Raw genomic sequence first — 19,889 nt, forward strand, 5'->3', positions numbered from 1 at the left:
GAATGGCGCAGCCCTCCATTATCCCGGTGATCTTCGCTGTGCTGGAGCCCTACCTCGACGATCTCGCAGCCGAGTGGCAGTTGACGCCAGCGGCCCGGCGGGTCCCGACCTTGCCTCACCTTCCGGACGGGAAGGTCAACGTGCGCCAGCTCGTCCGGGATCTCATTGCCCGCGAAGCTGCCCTGGCAGAGACTTCCGGCCAGGTGACACGGGTGCTGGAGAGCCACCAACAGCACTTCTTCACGAAGCCCGAGCTCTCGGGTCCCGTGAACATCGTCGCAGAAGCACAGGGCCTCAAGCCCATCGGTAGCAGGGCGCTCGGAGAGATCGAGGACGGTGCGGTGCGCCGTCGTCTCGCCGAGGAGCGCTCGGAGGCGAAGCGGCAGGCGGAGGGCCATCTGGAAGCGCGAGCGCAGATCGCCGACCTTGCCCGACGGAATGCTGCGTTGGAGGCTGAGAACGCCAGTCTCAGAAGCAGGCTGCTGCACCTCCAGCGCACAGGGACACTCCTGCGCACGGATCCCGTGCGATGAGCGGGGCTGCACACGAGGCGACGCTCGAAGGCGTTGTTGCATCCGTGCTCAGCGATCTCTCGGGCGGCGTCATCTTCTCGCTTCGCCTCGCGAAGGGAGACGTCGTACGCGTCGTGGTGACGGGGCAAGGGATCGAACTGGAGGTCGGAGGCTCTTGGCAGGTCGCCGGCGAGTGGCGGAGCCATGCCGTCTACGGGTGGCAACTCCATGCGACCACGGCTGGCTGTCGACGCCTTCCTCCGAAAGATGCATTGGTGGTCTCTTGGCTCTGCACCCTTCCTGGCGTCGGTCCCGTGCGGGCGCGGCGCTTGGCGGAACGCTACGGCCGCGATCTAGGCCAGGCCCTCTCCGGAGGTGCCCTGGTCGAGGACATCGCGGAAGCCTTGGACGCGAAGAGGCCCTATCTGGCCGCGCGTATCGCTGCCAACATCACCCTGAACTGGCAGAGGCTGGTGGGCGAGTACACGGCTACGGCCTGGTTGGACGAGCAGGGCATCGAGGATGCCGGAGTCGCTCGAACCATCGTATCCTTGATGGGGGCTGATGCCCCGGAGATCCTTCGGGGCAACCCGTACGTCCTCGCCAGCGTCCTGCCGTGGCGCATGGTCGACAAGGTCGGCCGGCGCATCCTGGCGAACCGTGATCCCGGAACGGATGCCGATCTCGCGCCCGAAAGGCTGGTCGGGGCCGTTGACGCCGCGATGCGCAAGATTATGGCCAAGGGCGATACGGCTGCACCCAAACAGGCCTTCGTCAGCGCCGTCATTGAACGGCTAGGCTGCAATCCGTCGTCCGAGATGGCCGAGATCATCGTCGCGGCTGCCGTCCGAAACCGCGCTGTCATCGACGGCGGTGACGTCTGGCGTTCACCCGGCTGCGCGATGATGGAAGAGGAGATCGCCGCTCGCTTCCACAGGATGGTGCATGGCATCGAGGTACGGGGATCCGTCCTGGTGCCTGATCCGTCGATCCTGGAGATGCGCTTGGCAGCCAGGACCGTCGGAGGAAAATCGCTGCACCCTGAGCAACGCGAGGCCGTCCGGAAGGTCCTCGGGAGCGCACTGAGTTGTTTGGTCGGCGGGGGCGGGACAGGCAAGACGAGCACTTGCCGCAGCATCGTCGAGATATGGGAGGGGCTCGGCGGTCGCGTCGAGATGGCTGCGCTTTCGGGCAAAGCGGCGCTCCGGCTGACAGAGGGGACTGGGAGAGCCCGGAGCGGCTGCCGCCCGGCCCTGACGATCCATCGCCTTCTGCTCGGCCTCCGGAAGAGATCAGGCGGGGCGACACATTGGTCGACGCCCGGGAGCAGGGCTGACACCGATGCGGAGCTTCCGCTGCTCGATGAGCGCACGCTACTCATTCTCGACGAGGCTTCCATGATCGGCCTTGGGGAGATGCATCAGATCCTCGAAGCCATGCCGGAGGGGTGCCGGCTGCTCCTCGTCGGCGACCCGTTCCAGCTCCCGCCGGTCAGTTTCGGGGTCTGCTTCCACCGCTTGGTCGAACTTGAGCGGATCACGGCGACGCTGACGACCATCCATCGGCAATCGGAGGCGTCCGGAATTCCGCGCGTAGCTGCAGCGGTGAGAGCCCGGAGCGTGCCTAACCTCCCGCGTTTCTCGGGAGCAGCAGCCGGGGTCTTCTTGCTCTCGTGTGGAAGAGAGCAGATCGACGCAGCCGTACTTGAGGCAGTGGATGCCCTGGACCCGACCGGCACGTTCGCAGATCTGCTCGTAGTGGCCGCGCTGAACGTACGCGGGACAGGCTCCGTGCTGAGCTTGAACACGCGCTTTCATGACGCGCACGTCGGCCGCACTCAGGCACGAAGTGTGAAAGGTTGGCTGGACCAGTGGTTCGCTGTCGGCGAGCCGGTTGTCCACCTGCGCAACGACTATGAGCGAGGGCTCCGCAACGGCTCCATGGGGAGGATCGTGGCTATCGATGAGGACGACCGGAGTCTCACGGCGCGGTTCGAAGGTGTCGACCGGGACTTGCTGTTCAAGCGCGAGCGGCTCGTTGAACTGAGCCTCGGCTATGCCGTCACCGCGCATCGTGCCCAGGGTAGCCAAGCGCGTCGTGTCGTAATCCCCATCAGTGATGGCGATTGGATCGATCCGACCTGGGTCTACACGGCGCTCACCCGTGCAGAGGAGCAAGCCGTCTTCGTCGGCAGACATGACGATCTGACGGCGGCTCTAGGTCGCATACCGGCATACGAGAGGAGGATCTGCAGCCTGCGCATCGACCTCAATCGACCCCCAATGAGTACCGCAGCGTAGGGAGTGACGATGGACAACGAGTTCCAGCTGCCGCAGCCTTCAGCGGATCTTATGCTGACCGAACAGGTGCCGGACGCCTTCGAGCCTGAGGGTGCCCTTGCTGGCCACCCGCGGACACTCGAGCGCTTCCGCGAGATCCTCTCGCGAACGTCCAGCCCTACGAAGGTCCGCCAGCTCAGAAACCTTGCATGGGTTCTTATTGGCCAAGCCCGTGCTCGATCTGCGGATTACCGCGTTGCGACAGTAGGCAACCGGACGGCTGCTTGTGGCGGTCCGACCACGCAGACCATCAGGAACGCGAACGGCGCGGATTACCGAGCGCTCATCGAGCTGTTCGCCGGCGAGGTCGAGAAACCGAAGGCTGCGCTTGAGCCAGCCTCAGACAGAGAGGATGCCCTGCTGGCAGCCATCGACAATCCGTCGGCTCGCAATCAGGTCCGGCTTCTGCTGCATGATTGCGCGAGCCTGCGGAACCAGGTGAACCTCCTGAAGAACCAGATCGCGCGGGAAGCGCCGCCGATCCCTACGGCTCTGAGCATGCCGGCCCAGGCTTTGACGCCGAACGAGGCCGGAGCCATCAAACTGTCGAGGTCGCGTCGCGAAGCTCTCGAGCACTTCATCAGCGACAGCAACATGACCACGAAGAAGTGGCGCGCGAACGAGCATGGGGCTCTCGTCGACGCGTTGGATATCGAGATTGCACGACCCGGGTTTGTTGATGCTCTAAGGCAAGTCCTGACCCAGCTAGCCTCGGGAGTGTGAGGTGTGACGTATGAAGGGGGGGCAGGGGCGAGCGGCGGCGGTGTAGCCGATTGAAAATGAGCGAACGGTGATGCCAAATGCCGCCGTAGCTCGCTCAAGACCCCCTGGATGTGACACCCCGTTCGGGGCTAATAGTGGGACCAGGGGGTCGTAGGTTCGAATCCTATCGCCCCGACCATTCTCATTCGTGTCCGGAGCCATCCCAGCCGCCATGCCGAGCGCCCGTATCTACCAGCCCTCGAAAGAAGCGTCGCAGTCGGGGCTCGCCCGTACCAAGGTCTGGATCCTTGAATTCGACCAGACCGGCCCGCGCGAGACCGACCCGCTGATGGGCTGGACGAGTTCCGGCGACATGCTCCAGCAGGTGAAGCTCGAGTTCGAGACCCGCGAGGAGGCCGTGGCCTACGCCACCCGCGCCGGCATCAGCTACCGGGTCGAGGAGCCGCACAAGACGGTCGTGCGCAAGGGCCTGTCGTACTCCGACAATTTCAAATTTAACCGCACGGCGCCCTGGACGCATTGAGGCGCAGCACGCCTCGCCCCCCTTCAGGATAGCTCGGCGCCGGAGTCCGCGGGTTGCCCCTCTCCCCGCGCGCGGGGAGAGGCCTGTCTGCACTCGGTCGTGCAGACAGGAAGCGGAGGCGAAGCCGGAGCGGCATTGAGGGGGCTTCGACGGAGAGGACTCTTCCGGACAAGCCCCCTCACCATCGGGTCGATCCCCTTGGGATCGATGCGCCGCCTCGCTCCGGCGCCGCCGCTCTCCGCCATGTCCGATCCACACACGAAAAAGCCGCCGGCGGGGCGACCCGCGCGGCGGCTTTTTCGTGCGCTCCGAGGAGCCGGAGAGGATCAGGCGGCGGCCTGGGTCTCGGTCTCGGCGAGCTTCTTGTGGATCTCACGCTTCAGCAGCTTGGCCGTCTGCGACAGGTCCGTCTCGCCGGCCTTGATCAGGAAGGCGTCGAGGCCGCCGCGGTGCTCGACCGAGCGCAGCGCGTGGGCGGTGATGCGCAGGCGGACGCTCTTGTTGAGCGCGTCGGACTGCAGGGTGACGTTGCAGAGGTTCGGCAGGAACCGGGTCTTGGTCTTGCGGTTCGAGTGGCTCACGAGGTGGCCGACCTGAACGGCCTTGCCGGTGAGTTCGCAGCGGCGCGCCATGGCTTCAATCTATCCCGTATCGTTCCGTGGGCGGTCAGTACTCGGACCTCAATGACCGAGCGGCGCGCGCGCCGCGGGCCACGCCCAAGCGTGATTCCAGGTCCAGCGGAGTCCTGTAGAAGGCGCGAGCCTATAGGGGAGGTGCCCCGCCGCCGTCAAGGCGAAGGGCACGGAAAGCTGCGCGGAAAGCCGCCCCTGTGGCTGCCGGGCGCTATCACGGGTCCAACGGTCTGTTAACCATGGGCTGGGGATAAATCGGATCTCGCCGGACCTGTCCGGGCGAGCGTCGAGGATCGTAACCGGACCATGTTCGCGCCAGCCCTCCGCACCGCGCAGGCCCGCCGTATCGGGCAGTTTCTCCTCTCCGGCGTCGTCGGCGCGGGCCTCGTCGGCGCGGCCGCGATCGCCGAGGCCGCGCCCCGGCGCCACCGCGGGGCGGCGCCCGCCACGCTCGCCGTCGATTACGGCATCAATCTCGCGGGCCTGCCGATCGGTACGGCACGCCTCGCCGGCTCCTTCGAGGGGCCGCGCTACCGCGCCGACGTCTCGGCGGTGCTCACCGGCCTCGTCGGCGCCATCACGGGCGGCCAGGGCTCGGCCCAAGCGTCCGGTACCTTTGCTGCGAGCCCGCAGCCCAACACCTTCGCCATCGCCACCCGAACGGCGAATGCCGGCATCGCGGTGCGCATGGCGCTCCGCTCCGGCAACGTCACCCAGTCCGAGGTGATCCCGCCGCTCCTCGACATGGAGGACCGGGTGCCGATCACGGCGGCCAACAAGCGCGGCATCATGGACCCGGTGAGCGCGCTGGTGATGCCGGCCCACGCCCGCGGCGAGCTGACCGACCCGGAGAACTGCAATCGCACGCTGCCGGTCTTCGACGGCGCAACCCGGTTCAACGTCGTGCTGAGCTACAGTGAGACCCGCTCGGTCGGGAAGCCCGGCTATGCCGGCCCGGTCCTCGTCTGCAACGCCCGCTACCAAGCGGTCGCCGGCCACCGGCCCGACCGGCCGGGCGTGCGCTTCATGGAGGAGAACCGCGACATGTCGGTCTGGCTCGCGCCGGTCGAGGGCACGCGGGTGCTCGTGCCGCTGCGGATCTCGGTCCGCACCACGGTCGGCACCAACATCATCGAGGCGACCCGCTGGAACCGCGCCGGCGCCGTCGCCGAGGCGGCCCCCCAGGGCGCGGGCCCCGCCCAGACCGGCTCGGTCGCGAGCCTCGACGCGCAATAGACCCGTGCGCCGCGTTCCCGCCGCCGCGGCCTCCCTTCTGCTCCTCGCCGGCCTCCCGGCCGCGGCACAGCCTCTGGAAGCCGGCAGCCCCTGCGGCGGGAACGCCTACTCCTCCGCCGAGGTGACGGAGGGCCGGCCGCGCCGCCGCGGGCCGCTGGTGGCGGTGCCCGACACCCTCTGCGCCGACCTCGACGGGCCGCGCCCGGACGTGCGCTTGGACGTCTACGGTGTGCCGGGCCTCGGGACGGATCCGTACGGTGGCGCGCGGAGACCCGGCACCCCATATGAGGATCGGTTCCGGCGGGGACCCTGATCCCTCCGCGCTCCGGCAACGGGCGCAGCGCACGGGATCGTCCGAGGGCCGCGCCGCCGTGGCGTGTGGCCTCAAGCCCGCCGCACCGGCCGTCCGCGCCGAAGGGACATCGCCCGCTCCTTGGCCCTCTTCCAGCCGTCCCGCCGCTCCCTCCCACCGCAGGCCCGCGCGCGCGGCGTCACGGCGGTGCTGGGGCCCACCAACACCGGCAAGACGCATCTCGCCATCGAGCGGATGCTCCAGCACCCGACGGGCATGATCGGCCTGCCGCTGCGGCTGCTCGCCCGCGAGGTCTATCTCCGGGTCGTCGCCAAGGTGGGCCCCGAGAAGGTCGCCCTCGTCACCGGCGAGGAGAAGATCAAGCCGGACCGGCCACGTTACTGGATCTGCACCATCGAGGCGATGCCGCGCGACCTCGACGTGGCGTTCGTCGCCATCGACGAGATCCAGCTCGGCGCCGACATGGACCGCGGCCACGTCTTCACCGACCGGCTGCTCTACCAGCGCGGGCGCGAGGAGACCCTGCTGATCGGCTCCGGCACGGTCGAGCCGCTGGTCCGCTCGCTGATCCCGAACGTCCACACCACCACCCGCCCGCGCCTGTCGAAGCTGACGTTTGCCGGCGAGAAGAAGATCGGCCGCCTGCCGCGCCGCTCGGCCATCGTCGCCTTCTCGGCCGAGGAGGTCTACGCCATCGCCGAGCTGATCCGGCGCCAGCGCGGCGGGGCCGCGGTGGTGCTGGGCGCCCTCTCGCCGCGCACCCGCAACTCCCAGGTCGAGCTCTACCAGTCGGGCGACGTGGACTACCTCGTCGCCACCGACGCGGTCGGCATGGGCCTCAACCTCGACGTGGACCACGTCGCCTTCGCGGCGAACTGGAAGTACGACGGCACCCGCTTCCGCAAGCTGACGCCCGCCGAGATGGGCCAGATCGCGGGGCGCGCGGGCCGCCACACCTCGGACGGCACCTTCGGCTCCACCGGCCGCTGCCCGCCATTCGAGCAGGAACTGGTCGAGCGTCTGGAAGCGCACGACTTCGACCCGGTGCGCATCCTTCAGTGGCGCAACCCCGACCTCGTCTTCGATTCGCTGGAGGCGCTCCAGGCGAGCCTCGACGAGCACCCCCACGAGCAGGGCCTGACCCGTGCGCCGATGGGCGAGGACCAGCAGGCGCTCGAGATCCTGATGAAGGAGGACGACATCCGGGACCTGGCGAGCCGCCCGGCCGCGGTGCGCCGCCTCTGGGACGTCTGCGGCGTGCCGGATTACCGCAAGGTCCACCCGCAGACTCACGCCGATCTCGTGGCCCAGCTCTACCGCTTTCTGATGCGGGGCATGGCCGGCCGCATCCCGGACGAGTGGTTCGCCGAGCACGTCGCGATGATCGACCGGACCGACGGCGACATCGAGACCCTTTCGCGCCGGATCGCGCAGGGGAGGACCTGGACATTCGTCGCGAATCGGCCCGATTGGCTGCGCGACCCAGAACATTGGCAGGGCGAGACGCGTCGGGTAGAGGACAGGCTGTCCGACGCCCTGCACGAGCGCCTCGCGAGCCGCTTCGTCGACAGGCGCACCAGCGTCCTGATGCGGCGCCTGAGAGAGAACACGATGCTCGAAGCCCAGATCACCGCCGACGGTGACGTCACCGTCGAGGGTCAGCATGTCGGCCACCTGCACGGATTCCTGTTCGTGCCGGATGCCAGCGCCGAGGGGCAGGAGGCCAAGACCCTGAGGAGCGCCGCCGAGAAGGCGCTCTCCGGCGAGATCGAGGCGCGGGCCGAGCGCTTCTCGGCCGCGGCCGACGCCGCGCTCGTGCTCTCGCACGACGGCACCATCCGCTGGACCGGCGCGCCGGTGGCCAAGCTCGCCCCCGGCGACAAGCTCTTCAGCCCCCAGATCCGGCTGCTCGCCGACGAGAGCCTCGCCGGCCCCGCCCGCGAGAAGGTCGAGGTGCGCCTCAACGCGTGGCTGCGCGCCTACGTGGTGCGGCTCCTCGGGCCGCTGATGGAGATCGAGACGGCCGCCGACCTCACCGGGCTCGCCAAAGGCATCGGCTACCAGGTGGTCGAGGCTTTGGGCGTGCTGGAGCGCGCCAAGGTCGCGCACGAGATGCGCACCCTCGATCAGGACGGTCGCGGGGCGCTGCGCCGCCACGGGGTGCGCTTCGGCGCCTACCACATCTTCCTGCCGGCCCTCCTGAAGCCCGCCCCGCGCACGCTCGCGGCACAGCTCTGGGCCCTGCGCAACGGCGGCCTCGACCAGCGCGGCCTCGACGAGATCGCGCATCTGGCTGGCTCCGGCCGCACCTCGATCAAGGTCGATCCGGAGATCGCCAAGGGCCTCTACCGGGCGGCCGGCTTCCGCGTCTGCGGCGAGCGCGCGGTGCGCGTCGACATCCTGGAGCGGCTGGCCGACCTGATCCGCCCGGCCGTGTCCTACCGCCCCGGCACCACGCCGGGCGCCCCACCCCCGGGGGCCGCCGACAACGATGGCTTCGTCGCCACCGTCGGCATGACCTCGCTGGTCGGCTGCTCGGGCGAGGACTTCGCCTCGATCCTGAAGTCGCTGGGCTACGTCGCCGAGAGCCGCCCGGGCCCGGCCATCACCGTGCCGCTCCTGCCCGCCGCCGCGACCACCCCGGCCCAGCCCGTGCCGGCGAAGGCCGAGGATGCGGACGAGACCGCCACCGAGGCGACGGCCGGCGCGGACGCCGCTGAGTCCGAGGCGGCCGATGCCTCTGTCGACACGGCCGCCGACGCGATTTCGGAGACGACCTCCGAGCCCGCTGCCGGGACCCTTCCGGCCGATGCGCCCGCCGACAACCCGGATGCCGAGACCGTGGCGAGCGAGCCGGCGGAGCCCGCCCCGGCCGCCGAGGCCGAGCCCGCCGCCGCGGAGTCCGCCGAAGCGGCTGCCCAGGCACCCGCTCCGGAGGCCGACAGCGCCCCGGCCGAAGCCGTTGCCGAAGCCGTTGCCGAAGCGGCGGCCGAGGAAGATGCCGACGCGGCCGCCTCCGACGAGGGCGCCCCGGCCGAGACCGCGGAGGCCGCGGCCTCCGAGGATGCGGCGGCGGAGCCTGCCGAGCCGGCCGTCGTCGAGGTCTGGCACCTGCAGCGCCACCAGCGCCCGGCCCATCAGCGCCAGCGCCCGCGCGGCGGCCAGGGCCGCGGCCGCGAGGGCGGCTCCGAGCAGCGCCAAGGTGAACGTCAGGGCGAGCGTCCCTACGGCAACCGCCGTCCCGACCAGAACCGCGGCCAGGGTGCGCAAGGCGCCCAGGACGGCAGGCCGCCCCGCGGCGACCGGCCCGAAGGCGAGCGGCGCGGGCGCGACGAGCAGCGCGGTCCCCGCCGCGACCGATTCGAGGGCGGCCGTCCCGAGCGGCGCGACGACCGCCGCGAGGACCAGCGCCATGCCGGCCCGCGGCCCGACCAGCGCCCGCCGCGCCGCGAGCGCCAGCCCGATCCCGACTCGCCCTTCGCCAAGCTCGCCGCCCTGAAGGCGCAGCTCGAAACCGGGGGCGGCGACAAGCGGTGAGGCGCGCGGGAGGCTCCGTCCGGTGAAGCCTGGGACCGTGCCGTGAAGGCGGGCCAACTCAGGCTCGACAAGTGGCTCTGGTTCGCGCGCTTCGCCCGGACGCGCTCTCTGGCCGCGCGCCTCGTCGGCGACGGCCACGTGCGGATCAACGGGAAACGCGCGGAGGCGCCCGCCAAGGGCGTCTGCGTCGGCGACGTGGTGACGGTTGCGGCCGCCCACGCCACGATGAGCGTGCGGATCCTGGCGCTGGGCGAGCGCCGCGGGCCGGCGCCGGAGGCGAGGCGCCTCTACGCCGATCTCTCGGCGCCCGATGCGTCCGGGGAATCCGCCCCCGACTCGTTCCCCGATTCCTCCCTGGAATCATTGTAAGCGGGTCACAGGGGCGGCCGGGGCGCACCGCGACGGCCCGGCGCGCTTGTCAGCCCTCTGGGCAGCCGCTAGACGCATCCGGACGGGGCCCTCGGGGCTCTCTAGAAGCATTCGCGCGCGCCTGGGCCGCCCGACGGCCGGTCCGGCAGAAGACGCGCCACACGCCGTCGCGCACCGGCACCGCTGTCGCGGAGCGCGCGGACCAGGGACCAATTTCAGCCCATGACCTACGTCGTCACCGACAACTGCATCAAGTGCAAGTACATGGACTGCGTGGAGGTCTGTCCGGTGGACTGCTTCTACGAAGGCGAGAACATGCTCGTCATCCATCCCGACGAGTGCATCGATTGCGGCGTCTGCGAGCCCGAGTGCCCGGCCGAGGCGATCAAGCCCGATACCGAAGGCAACCTCGAGACCTGGCTGAAGCTGAACGCCGACTACGCCAAGACCTGGCCGAACATCACCCAGAAGAAGGACGCTCCGTCCGACGCCAAGGAGTGGGACGGTAAGGCCGGCAAGTTCGAGGCCCATTTCTCGCCCAATCCCGGCTCGGGCGACTGAGCCGCGGCGCTATCGTCCGGCGCGGGGGATTCATCCCCGCCGGGTCATGCGGGTCGCGCGCGGCAGGGCTGCGCCGGCCTCGGGCGACACCGCCGCGACACCGTGCACAACTCCCCGGACGGACCCGCCGCAGCGCGTCCGTTAGCCGCCAGTGCTTTGATTCGGCGTGCCGATTGTGATACACAATGGGCCTGCCGTCGCTCGTGCCTGACGTGCTTCCTCCGCGCCCTGAAAACGCAGTTCCGGATTCTCTGGATCGAGGTTGCAGACGACCGACCGTCGAAGGTTCGTTCCCTTCGCGGCCGCTCTGTCCTGGCATGTCGTCGGCGCACCTGGGATCTGCCGTGGCGCCTCAAGCGCGAGCCGGCGGACGGTGAACGAAGCCGGGTGTCCCGCCCCGGGTGAAACGGTTCGGCGCGGATCATAAAAAATCCCCGCGCGATGTTCGGAGGCCCTTCTCGCATGACGACAGCCAAGAAGACGACGGCAGGCCGCCAGGGTTTCAAGACCGGCGAGGCCGTAGTGTACCCGGCTCACGGCGTCGGCCGCATCACCGCGATCGAGGAGCAGGAGGTCGCCGGCTTCAAGCTGGAGCTGTTCGTCGTCTCGTTCGAGAAGGACAAGATGGTCCTGCGCGTGCCTACCGCGAAGGCCAACAGCGTCGGCATGCGCAAGCTCTCCGAGCCCGAGGTGGTGAAGAAGGCCCTCGACGTGCTCACCGGCCGCGCGCGGGTGAAGCGCACCATGTGGTCGCGCCGCGCCCAGGAGTACGAGGCGAAGATCAACTCGGGCGACCTGCTCTCCGTGACCGAGGTGGTGCGCGACCTTTACCGCTCCGAGGCCCAGCCCGAACAGTCCTACAGCGAGCGCCAGCTCTACGAGGCGGCCCTTGACCGCATCGTGCGCGAGATCTCGTCGGTCAACCGCATCACCGAGACCGAGGCGCTGAAGCTGATTGAGCAGAGCCTCGCCAAGTCTCCCCGTCGTGCCAAGGCAGAGGCCGAGGGCGAGAGCGACGCCGAGACGGATGGCGACGACCTGCAGGAGGAGGCCGCCTGAGGCATCCCGCCGCAGCGGATCGACGTGTTTCGAGGCCCGGCGCGACGCGCCGGGCCTTTTTCATGTCGAAAATTTGGCGCTCCGGCGCCGTCTCGGGCTGGTCATTCCGGAATCGAAGCACATTTCGGTGAGGCCCGTCGCTTGACGGCCTGCCGCCGGCGTGCTCGCGCCGCCCCTGTCGCCGATCATCGTCCGATCGGCCGTCCGAACCTGCCTTTTCGTCGGAACCTTCGCGCGCACCACACCGTTGTGGACATGCCTGGCATCGGCCCGGCGGCGCCGCGCGCGCTGCCTCAATGGGCGCGGCGCCGCATCAGCACTCGATAACAGAGGCAGGCGGGGATGGCGGAAATCGCGGGTATCCGGCGGCAATTCATTCGCACCGCGATGGAGGCGCCCTTCCTGGCCCGGGAAGAAGAGCGCGGTCTGGCGGTCCGCTGGAAGGAGAACCGCGACGAGCGTGCCCTGCACCGCCTGATCTCGGCCCATATGCGCCTCGTCATCGCCCTGGCGGGGCGTTTCCGTCACTACGGCCTGCCGATGGCCGACCTGGTGCAGGAGGGGCATGTCGGCCTGATGGAGGCCGCCGCCCGCTTCGAGCCGGAGCGGGACGTGCGCTTCTCGACCTACGCCACGTGGTGGATCCGCGCCTCGATCCAGGACTACATCCTGCGCAACTGGTCGATCGTCCGTGGCGGCACCTCGTCGGCCCAGAAGGCGCTGTTCTTCAACCTGCGCCGCCTGCGCGCCCGGCTCATGCAGTCGACCGAGGAGCGCGTCGGCGACGAGATCCACCGCCGCATCGCCACCGCCATCGGCGTGTCGCGCGAGGACGTGGCTCTGATGGACGCACGCCTCTCTGGCCCCGACATGTCGCTGAACGCCCCCGTGGGTGAGGACAGCGAGGTCTCCTCCGAGCGCATGGACTTCCTCGTTGACGGCGCGGCACTCCCCGACGAGACGGTCTCGGCGGCCGTCGACGGCGAGCGGCGCCTCGGCTGGCTGCAGCAGGCGCTGGGCGTGCTCTCCGAGCGCGAGCTGCGCATCCTGCGCGAGCGGCGTCTGGCCGAGGATCAGGCGACGCTTGAGGCGCTCGGCCACCGGCTCGGCATCTCGAAGGAGCGCGTGCGCCAGATCGAGAACCGCGCCCTGGAGAAGCTCCGGCGGGCGCTGGCCGAGAAATTCCCAGCCGAGACGGGCGTGCCCTACGTAGGCTGAGCCGTCCGGGCTCCGGACATGAGACGGGCTCCGCCTCGATGAGGCGGAGCCCGTTCTCGTTCGGTCAGGGCCTTGTGTCTTCAAGCCTGTCACGCCCTCTCCCCGAGCGGGGAGCCGGGTTCCCTCAGGCCCGCGCGGCCAGGAAGGCCAGGACGCCCTCGCGGTGCTCCTTGGCGCCGACCGCGGTGCTGTGGTCGCGGCCCTGGATCTCCAGAGCGCGCGCATCCGGCAGCAGCGCGGCGAGCGCCGGGCCCGAGCCCGAGACCGTATCGAGCGTGCCCGTGGAGACCAGCACCGGCACCTCGATCTGCGCGACCTCCGCCCGCGAGAGGGTCTGGCGCGAGCCCCGCATGCAGGCGGCGAGCGCCCGCAGGTCGCTGCGGGTCTGCTCGGCGAAGGTGCGGAAGGCCGCGGCCGTCGGGTTCGGGGCCGGCGTGCCGGGCGGCGCCTCCAGCGCCTCGGCGATGCCGGCGGGTAGGCCGCGGCCCTCGACGAGGTGCAGCCCCAGGCCCCCCAGCAGCGCGGAGCGCACGCGGGCGCGGTGGTCGAGCGCCAGGAAGGCGGTGATGCGCGCGCCCATCGAGTAGCCCATCACGTCGGCCCGCTCGATGCCGAGATGGTCGAGGAGCCGCACCGCGTCGCCCGCCATCTGGTCGGAGCCGTAGAGGGCGGGGTCGTAGAGCTTCTCGCTCTCGCCGTGGCCGCGGTTGTCCAGCGCGATCGCTCGGTAGCCGGCCTGGGTGAGCGTCCGCACCCAGAGCGTGTTGACCCAGTTCACCGCGTGGTTCGAGGCGAAGCCGTGGATCAGCAGCACGGGCGCGCCCGTCCCGCTCTCCGGCGGCACGTCGATATAGGCGATCCGCACGCCGTCCGAATCGAAGCTCTGCATCCTGTGCCGCCCGCGTCCTCTGAGGCTCTCGTCGGGCCGGCTTAGAACGGCGCGGGCCACGCCCGCAATGCTCGGATGATCGGCGCGGATGCTTGCGGCCGGGCGGTTCGGCTGTCATCACGCCGCGCGATGACCGACACCCCGCCCTACGGCACCTACGCCCCGACCGGCCTCGTGGCCGCCATCACCCGGCGCACCGCCAGCATCCCGGCCGAGAGCTGGGGTGGGCGCCGCGTCGCCCTGTTCCTGCGCCGCCTCGCGATCTCCCTGCTGGGCGGCCGGCCCCTCGACGTCGAGCGCTACGGCGCGCGCATGCGCCTGCACCCCTACAACAACAACTGCGAGAAGAAGGTGCTCTTCACCCCGCAGTTCTTCGACCCCACCGAGCGCGCGGTGCTGCGCGAACGCCTCGGCCCCGCCTGCGTGTTCCTCGACATCGGCGCCAATATCGGCGCCTACGCGCTGTTCGTGGCGGCCTTCGCGGGCCCATCCGCCCGCATCGTCGCGGTGGAGCCCCAGCCCGACGTGTTCGACCGGCTGAGCTACAACATCGCTCAGAACCCGTTCCACACGGTCAAGGCCGTGGCCTGCGCGGTGGCCGACAAGGCGGGCGAACTGACGCTGTTCATCGATCCGCGCAACCGCGGCGAATCGAGCCTGAAGATCGTGGGCACCAACGAGGGCGCGCAGATCCGCGTGCCGGCAGTGACGCTGCTCGACCTCGTGCGCGCCGAGGGGCTGGAGCGGATCGACGCGGTGAAGCTCGACGTGGAGGGCGCCGAGGACCTGATCCTGGAGCCCTATCTGCGCGAGGCTCCGGCGGCGCTGCTGCCCAGGCTGCTCCTCGTCGAGAACGGCACCGACCAGTGGCAACTCGACCTGCCGCGACTCCTGGAAGCCCATGGCTACCGCGAACTGATCCGCACTCGGCTCAACGTGGTGTTCGAGCGGGCGTGATTCCGCTTCCCCCGCCGAGGGGGAAGGGAGCCGCGCTCAGGGCGGCGTCACCACCGGGATCGGCTCGGCGATGCGGACGCCGTCCGGGCCCACCGCGCAGCGGTAGGCATAGGTCTCGACGCCCATCGCGCGCGCTTCGCGAAAGGCCCGGTCGAAGGCCGGATCGATGTCGCGGGCGACGTCGAAGGCGTCGGCCCGCATCTGCACCACCACGATCACCACGGAGCGCCCGCCCGCCGCCACGACCGCCGCCAGCTCGCGCATGTGCCGGGCGCTGCGGGCGGCCACGCAGTCCGGAAACTCGGCGAGGCCCGCCGTCCGCAGCAGGTGGCAGTTCTTCACCTCGACATGGGCGAGGGGCCGGCCGGGGCCCGAGGCCACGAAATCGACCCGGCTCGCCGTTCCGTAGCGCACCTCCGGCCGCAGCGCGTCGTAGCCCGCGAGCGGCCCCAGGAGGCCCGCGCGGAAGGCCTCGGCGACGAGGTGGTTCGGGCGCGCGGTGTTGATGCCGACCCATTGCGGGCCGCCCGGCAGGTCCGCCTCCACCAGCTCCCAGGAATGGCGGAGCTTGCGCGCCGGGTTGTCGGAGACCGAGAGCAGGACGCGGGCGCCCGGCACGGCCAGCCCCAGCATCGCGCCGGGATTGGCGCAGTGCGCGGTGAGCTCGGTGCCGTCGGGGAGCGCGACGTCGGCGAGGAAGCGCTTGTAGCGCCGCACCAGCCGGCCCTCGACGAGGGGGGAGGGGAACTGCATGCCCCCGCTTACGGTGCACGCGCGCCCGCGGGAAGGCCGTGGCCGCGGGCTCTCCGGCGCGCTATCTGCGCCGGATCATCCCGAGGGCCGCATGAGCACAGATCCAGACGCCGTCACCGCCGCGATCCTCGTGATCGGCGACGAGATCCTGTCCGGGCGCACGAAGGATAAGAACATCGGCACCATCGCCGACTACCTCACGGCCATCGGCATCGACCTGCGCGAGGTGCGGATCGTGCCGGATGTCGGGGCGGCGATCGTCGAGGCGGTGAACCAGCTTCGCGCCCGCTACACCTACCTGTTCACCACCGGTGGGATCGGGCCGACCCACGACGACATCACGGCCGATTGCGTGGCCGAGGCCTTCGGGGTCGGCATCGCGGTCGATCCGCGGGCGCGGGCGATGCTCCTGGAGCGGCACAAGCCCGAGGACCTGAACGAGGCGCGCCTGCGCATGGCCCGGATCCCGGACGGGGCGGACCTGATCCCGAATCCGATCTCGAAGGCGCCGGGCTTCCACATCGGCAACGTCTTCGTCATGGCGGGCGTGCCGTCGATCATGCAGGCGATGCTCGACCAGATCGGGCCGGGGCTCGCCCGCGGCGCGCCGGTCCTCTCCGAGACGATCGAGGCGGGCGGGCTGGCGGAGGGCACCTACGCCGCCCGTCTCGGCGAGATCGCGGGTCGGCATCCGGGTGTGTCGATCGGCTCCTACCCGTCGATGACGCAGGGCGGCTTCCGGAACCGCATCGTGGTCCGGACCAAGGACGCGGCGGCGCTCGGTGCGGCCCGCGCCGAGATCGAGACGCTGGTGGCCGAACTTTCCGCCTGACGCGCACCTTTCCTGGATGGGGCAACCGGCGAGCGGGGGAGGCGGCATGAGCGAGCGGGGCGAGGGCGCGGACGAGCGCGAGGCGCTCGACGACATCGTCCGCTCGATCGGGCGGCCCGACGCCTACGTCCTGCACGAGGTCATCCGCCGCAACGGAGACCAGGAGCTGCGCCGGCACGGAGGTGCCCTGTTCCTCTCGGCCTTCGCGGCGGGCCTCAGCATCGCCCTGTCGCTGATCGTGCCGGGGGCGCTGAAGGCGCACCTGCCGGCCGCGGAATGGTCCAAGGCCCTGAGCAGCATGGGCTACGCGGTCGGCTTCCTCGTGGTGATCCTGGGCCGGCAGCAGCTGTTCACCGAGAACACCATCACGCCGGTGCTGCCGCTGCTGCACGACCGCACGCCGAAGACCGCGTGGCGCCTCGCCCGGCTCTGGGCCATCGTGCTCGCCGGCAACGTTCTGGCAACCGCGGCCGTCGCCGCGGTGATCGTCCATGCGGGTGCCTTCCCGCCCGAGCTGCACGCGGCCTTCGCGGAGATCAGCCACCTCACGGTCGCGTTCGACTTCTGGCCGACCTGCGTCAAGGCGATCTTCGCCGGCTGGATCATCGCGCTGATGGTGTGGATCCTGCCCGCGACCGGCACGGCCGCGACCCTCGTCATCGTGCTGATGACGTGGCTCGTCGCGCTCTGCGGCCTGGAGCACATCGTGGCGGGCTCGGTCGAGGCCTTCTACCTCGTGATGACGGGCGCGGCCTCGCTGCACGATTACGCGTTCCGCTTCTTCGTGCCGACGCTGCTGGGCAACGTCTTCGGCGGCGTCGCCCTTGTGGCGGTCCTCAACTTCGGGCAGGTCGCGCCCGAGGTCGAGGAGGGCAAGGAAGCGGACGGGAAGGCCTGAAGGCCGCCGCGTCTGGTCGTCTCAGCCGGCCATCGCCGCCCGCATCCGCTCGCGAAAGGCATCGATTACCACCGGGCGGCCGTCGCGCTCGGCGTGCCAGAAGGTCCAGCCGTTGCAGGCGGGCAGGCCCTGGACCAGGGCGCCGATCTTGTGGATCGAGCCGGCGACCGGACCGACGCCGAGCTGGCCGTCCGGACGCACCGTCGCCTTGAAGCGGCGGCGCTCGTCGGTCAGCGTCTCGCCGGGCCGGACGTGGCCCGCCTCGATCACGCTGAGGAAGGGCACCCGCGGCTCGGCGCGCTTGGCCGGCGCCACCATCAGGGCGGCCTGCGAGAGCGGCGTCACCGCGGCGATGCGCGCGCGCGCGGCCTCGGCATAGGCCTCCTCGCGCTCGATGCCGATGAAGCGGCGCCCGAGGCGCTTGGCCACCGCGCCGGTGGTGCCCGTGCCGAAGAACGGGTCGAGCACCACGTCGCCGGGATTGGTCGCGGACAGGAGCGTGCGGGCGAGCAGAGCCTCGGGCTTCTGCGTCGGGTGCAGCTTCTGACCGTCCGCGTCCTTCAGGCGCTCCTCGCCCGTGCAGAGCGGGATGAACCAGTCCGAGCGCATCTGGAGGTCTTCGTTGCCCCCCTTCAGCGCCTCGTAGTGGAAGGTGTAGCCCTTCGATTCGGCCGAGCGCGAGGCCCAGATCAGAGTCTCGTGGGCGTTGGTGAAGCGTTTTCCCCGGAAGTTCGGCATCGGGTTGGCCTTGCGCCAGACGATGTCGTTCAGGATCCAGTAACCGAGATCCTGCAACGCGCTCCCGACCCGGAAGATGTTGTGGTAAGACCCGATCACCCAGAGGGTCGCGTTCGGTTTCATCACCCGGCGGCAGGCGGAGAGCCACTCGCGCGTGAAGGCGTCGTAGGCGCTGAACGTATCGAACTTGTCCCAGTCGTCGTCGACCGCGTCGACGCGGCTCTGGTCGGGCCTGAGCAGGCCGGCCGTGCCGAGCTGGAGATTGTAGGGCGGGTCCGCGAAGACGCAGTCGACGGACGACGCCGGTAGGGCGTTCATCCGGGCGACGCAGTCGCCGATGAGAACCTCGTCGAGGGGTAGGCGCTGGGCGGGTACGAGACCCATCCGTGGCGCCGGCGTCCGCCCGGTACGCGAGACCTGTTTCCGGGCGGGTGCGCCAGCGACCACGGTACGCGGGGAAGCCATGGCAAACACCGGTTACGCGACTGACCAGGGGACCATGCCGCCGACAGGGTAAAGGCCGGGTTTGCTGTATTTCCGGTTCGTGTCCCGATCTGGGGCTGCAGATTTTGCCGGGTGCCCGCGCAACGCGGACCGTCGGGCGATCCTGTGCTGTCCCGTATCTTGCGCTTCTCTTCCGGGTCTCGCCGGTCTTGGCCTCTGTGGTCCCGTCCGCCGGCCTCCCCCTCAGCGGAAGCCGTAGAGCTGCGCGTGCCGCTCGGCGATGTCGGGCCAGCGCAGGGCCCGGAAGGGCGCCGCGTCTAGGTCCGGAGCCGCCGCCTCGGGGCGGTCGAGGAGGGTGCGGACCCGCTCCGCCGTCTCGGCGACACCGACATGCCGGACGGTGGCGTCCCGGAGCCAGTCCGGCGTCTTGTCCGAATGGGTGGTGACGACGGCCAGGCCGTGCTCCAGGCAGGCGATGGCCGAGCCGCGCTTCTCGCTGACCCCGTCCGGGAAGGGCAGCAGGGCGACGCGCGCCCGCGACAGCTCCTCCGACACTCGGTCCGGCTCGGCGTCCAGCACGAGGCGCAGGCCCAGCGCCTCCGCCCGCTCCGCGACCTCCCAGAAAACCGGGCAGGCGCGGTCCGGGGCGGAGCCGACGACGACGGCGTCGAGGTCCTCGCCCGCGGCGCGTAGCCGCCCGACCACGTCGAGGAACGCCTCGAGCCCCTTCCCGGGGCCGATCTGGCCGAAATAGACGAGCGCCCGCGCCCGCTCCGGGGCGGGGGCGCCCACGGCGATGTTCGATCCGATCGGCACCACATCGGTTCGGCAGCGGCGGATCGGGAAGAAGCGCTCGAAGGCGGCCCGCTCGAAGGCGTTCGAGAAGATTACCGTCGCGCGCGAGAGGGCGAAGGGCAGCATGTAGAGCTTCCGGGCCCGCCCGAAGATCGAGAACTCGTGCAGCGTCAGGTAGAGCCGCCTGCCGCCGATCGTGAGGGGCGCGAGGCCGACCGCCGGGGAATTGCCCATGTCCAGGGAGGGGTATTGGATGTGCAGCACGCCCCGCCCGCCGAGCCCGCAGCGCGCTCGGATCCGCAGCAGCGCGCCGAGCGACCAGCGCGGCAGGCGCTCCAGCCGTACATCGACGCCCCGGGCGGCGACGACGGCGCGGAGCTTGTCGGCGTAGTCCGCGACCCCGCAGCGCGCCCCGGGCCGGCCCGTGACCGCCACCACGGCGCGGTCCGCCGCGCCCTGCGCGGCGCGGGCGGATGAAGCCGGCGCGGCGTCCTGTGCCGTGCCGTGGGCCGTACCTTGCCCGACCATGGTTCCGCCTGTCATCGGCCGCTCCCGCCCGCC

Annotated in this window: 19 protein-coding genes; 14 read left to right on the forward strand and 5 right to left on the reverse strand. The window is 70.5% G+C overall.

The window, feature by feature from the left end:
- Nucleotides 1–2: 2 nt before the first annotated feature.
- The 4 genes from DK427_RS06910 (at nt 3) to DK427_RS06925 (ending at nt 4,097) form a co-directional block, all read left to right on the forward strand.
- Entirely contained in the window at nt 3–533 is a 531-nt protein-coding gene (locus DK427_RS06910; protein WP_109950611.1) for a hypothetical protein, read from the forward strand.
- A complete protein-coding gene (locus DK427_RS06915; RefSeq protein ID WP_109950612.1) occupies nt 530–2,812 on the forward strand; it encodes an AAA family ATPase in 2,283 nt (760 codons plus the stop codon). The genes DK427_RS06910 and DK427_RS06915 overlap by 4 nt, the downstream gene beginning before the upstream one ends.
- Before the next feature lie 9 nt (nt 2,813–2,821).
- Entirely contained in the window at nt 2,822–3,574 is a 753-nt protein-coding gene (gene gmtX, locus DK427_RS06920; protein ID WP_109950613.1) for a gamma-mobile-trio protein GmtX, read from the forward strand.
- 211 nt (nt 3,575–3,785) lie between these two features.
- Nucleotides 3,786–4,097, forward strand: a complete 312-nt coding sequence (locus tag DK427_RS06925) for an ETC complex I subunit (protein ID WP_109950614.1) — start codon at nt 3,786–3,788, stop codon at nt 4,095–4,097.
- A 326-nt stretch (nt 4,098–4,423) separates the two neighbouring features.
- Here DK427_RS06925 and rpmB read toward each other — a convergent pair whose 3' ends face one another.
- Nucleotides 4,424–4,729 carry a 50S ribosomal protein L28 gene (gene rpmB, locus DK427_RS06930; protein WP_109950615.1) on the reverse strand — a complete coding sequence of 102 codons (306 nt, stop codon included), beginning with the start codon at nt 4,727–4,729 and terminating at the stop codon, nt 4,424–4,426.
- Nucleotides 4,730–5,035: 306 nt separating this feature from the next.
- Between rpmB and DK427_RS06935 the strand changes: the two genes are divergently transcribed.
- The 7 genes from DK427_RS06935 (at nt 5,036) to DK427_RS06965 (ending at nt 13,022) form a co-directional block, all read left to right on the forward strand.
- Nucleotides 5,036–5,965: a DUF3108 domain-containing protein gene (locus DK427_RS06935; protein ID WP_109950616.1), complete on the forward strand. Its 930-nt coding sequence runs from the start codon at nt 5,036–5,038 to the stop codon at nt 5,963–5,965.
- Between the two features lie 4 nt (nt 5,966–5,969).
- Nucleotides 5,970–6,278, forward strand: coding sequence for a hypothetical protein (locus DK427_RS06940; RefSeq protein WP_109950617.1), 309 nt, complete (start codon nt 5,970–5,972; stop codon nt 6,276–6,278).
- 120 nt (nt 6,279–6,398) lie between these two features.
- Nucleotides 6,399–9,815, forward strand: coding sequence for a helicase-related protein (locus DK427_RS06945; RefSeq protein ID WP_204165282.1), 3,417 nt, complete (start codon nt 6,399–6,401; stop codon nt 9,813–9,815).
- A 42-nt stretch (nt 9,816–9,857) separates the two neighbouring features.
- The gene (locus tag DK427_RS06950; protein ID WP_109950619.1) at nt 9,858–10,184 is read left to right on the forward strand and encodes an RNA-binding S4 domain-containing protein; all 327 of its coding nucleotides are present in this window, start codon (nt 9,858–9,860) and stop codon (nt 10,182–10,184) included.
- A gap of 222 nt (nt 10,185–10,406) precedes the next feature.
- Entirely contained in the window at nt 10,407–10,745 is a 339-nt protein-coding gene (fdxA, locus tag DK427_RS06955) for a ferredoxin FdxA (protein WP_109950620.1), read from the forward strand.
- A gap of 462 nt (nt 10,746–11,207) precedes the next feature.
- A complete protein-coding gene (locus DK427_RS06960) occupies nt 11,208–11,804 on the forward strand; it encodes a CarD family transcriptional regulator (RefSeq protein WP_109950621.1) in 597 nt (198 codons plus the stop codon).
- Between the two features lie 342 nt (nt 11,805–12,146).
- Nucleotides 12,147–13,022, forward strand: coding sequence for an RNA polymerase factor sigma-32 (locus DK427_RS06965; protein ID WP_109950622.1), 876 nt, complete (start codon nt 12,147–12,149; stop codon nt 13,020–13,022).
- Between the two features lie 124 nt (nt 13,023–13,146).
- On the opposite strand, the gene DK427_RS06970 is transcribed toward DK427_RS06965, so the two are convergent.
- A complete protein-coding gene (locus DK427_RS06970; RefSeq protein WP_109950623.1) occupies nt 13,147–13,911 on the reverse strand; it encodes an alpha/beta fold hydrolase in 765 nt (254 codons plus the stop codon).
- A 129-nt stretch (nt 13,912–14,040) separates the two neighbouring features.
- Between DK427_RS06970 and DK427_RS06975 the strand changes: the two genes are divergently transcribed.
- Complete coding sequence (locus DK427_RS06975) at nt 14,041–14,868, forward strand: FkbM family methyltransferase (RefSeq protein ID WP_109950624.1); 828 nt, start codon at nt 14,041–14,043, stop codon at nt 14,866–14,868.
- 36 nt (nt 14,869–14,904) lie between these two features.
- Here DK427_RS06975 and sfsA read toward each other — a convergent pair whose 3' ends face one another.
- A complete protein-coding gene (gene sfsA, locus DK427_RS06980) occupies nt 14,905–15,621 on the reverse strand; it encodes a DNA/RNA nuclease SfsA (protein WP_109950625.1) in 717 nt (238 codons plus the stop codon).
- 91 nt (nt 15,622–15,712) lie between these two features.
- On the opposite strand from sfsA, the gene DK427_RS06985 reads away from it, so the two are divergent.
- Together DK427_RS06985 and DK427_RS06990 are read left to right on the forward strand one after the other, a co-directional pair.
- Complete coding sequence (locus tag DK427_RS06985; protein ID WP_109950626.1) at nt 15,713–16,453, forward strand: competence/damage-inducible protein A; 741 nt, start codon at nt 15,713–15,715, stop codon at nt 16,451–16,453.
- A 46-nt stretch (nt 16,454–16,499) separates the two neighbouring features.
- Nucleotides 16,500–17,351: a formate/nitrite transporter family protein gene (locus DK427_RS06990; RefSeq protein WP_245930827.1), complete on the forward strand. Its 852-nt coding sequence runs from the start codon at nt 16,500–16,502 to the stop codon at nt 17,349–17,351.
- Nucleotides 17,352–17,372: 21 nt separating this feature from the next.
- Here DK427_RS06990 and DK427_RS06995 read toward each other — a convergent pair whose 3' ends face one another.
- Nucleotides 17,373–18,554 (reverse strand): site-specific DNA-methyltransferase, encoded by a 1,182-nt coding sequence (locus DK427_RS06995; protein ID WP_281276980.1) that lies wholly within the window; start codon nt 18,552–18,554, stop codon nt 17,373–17,375.
- A gap of 222 nt (nt 18,555–18,776) precedes the next feature.
- Nucleotides 18,777–19,871 (reverse strand): glycosyltransferase, encoded by a 1,095-nt coding sequence (locus tag DK427_RS07000; protein WP_162559718.1) that lies wholly within the window; start codon nt 19,869–19,871, stop codon nt 18,777–18,779.
- Nucleotides 19,872–19,889: the final 18 nt, after the last annotated feature.

Origin of the sequence: Methylobacterium radiodurans (genome assembly GCF_003173735.1) — a bacterium.
Classification (GTDB): domain Bacteria; phylum Pseudomonadota; class Alphaproteobacteria; order Rhizobiales; family Beijerinckiaceae; genus Methylobacterium; species Methylobacterium radiodurans.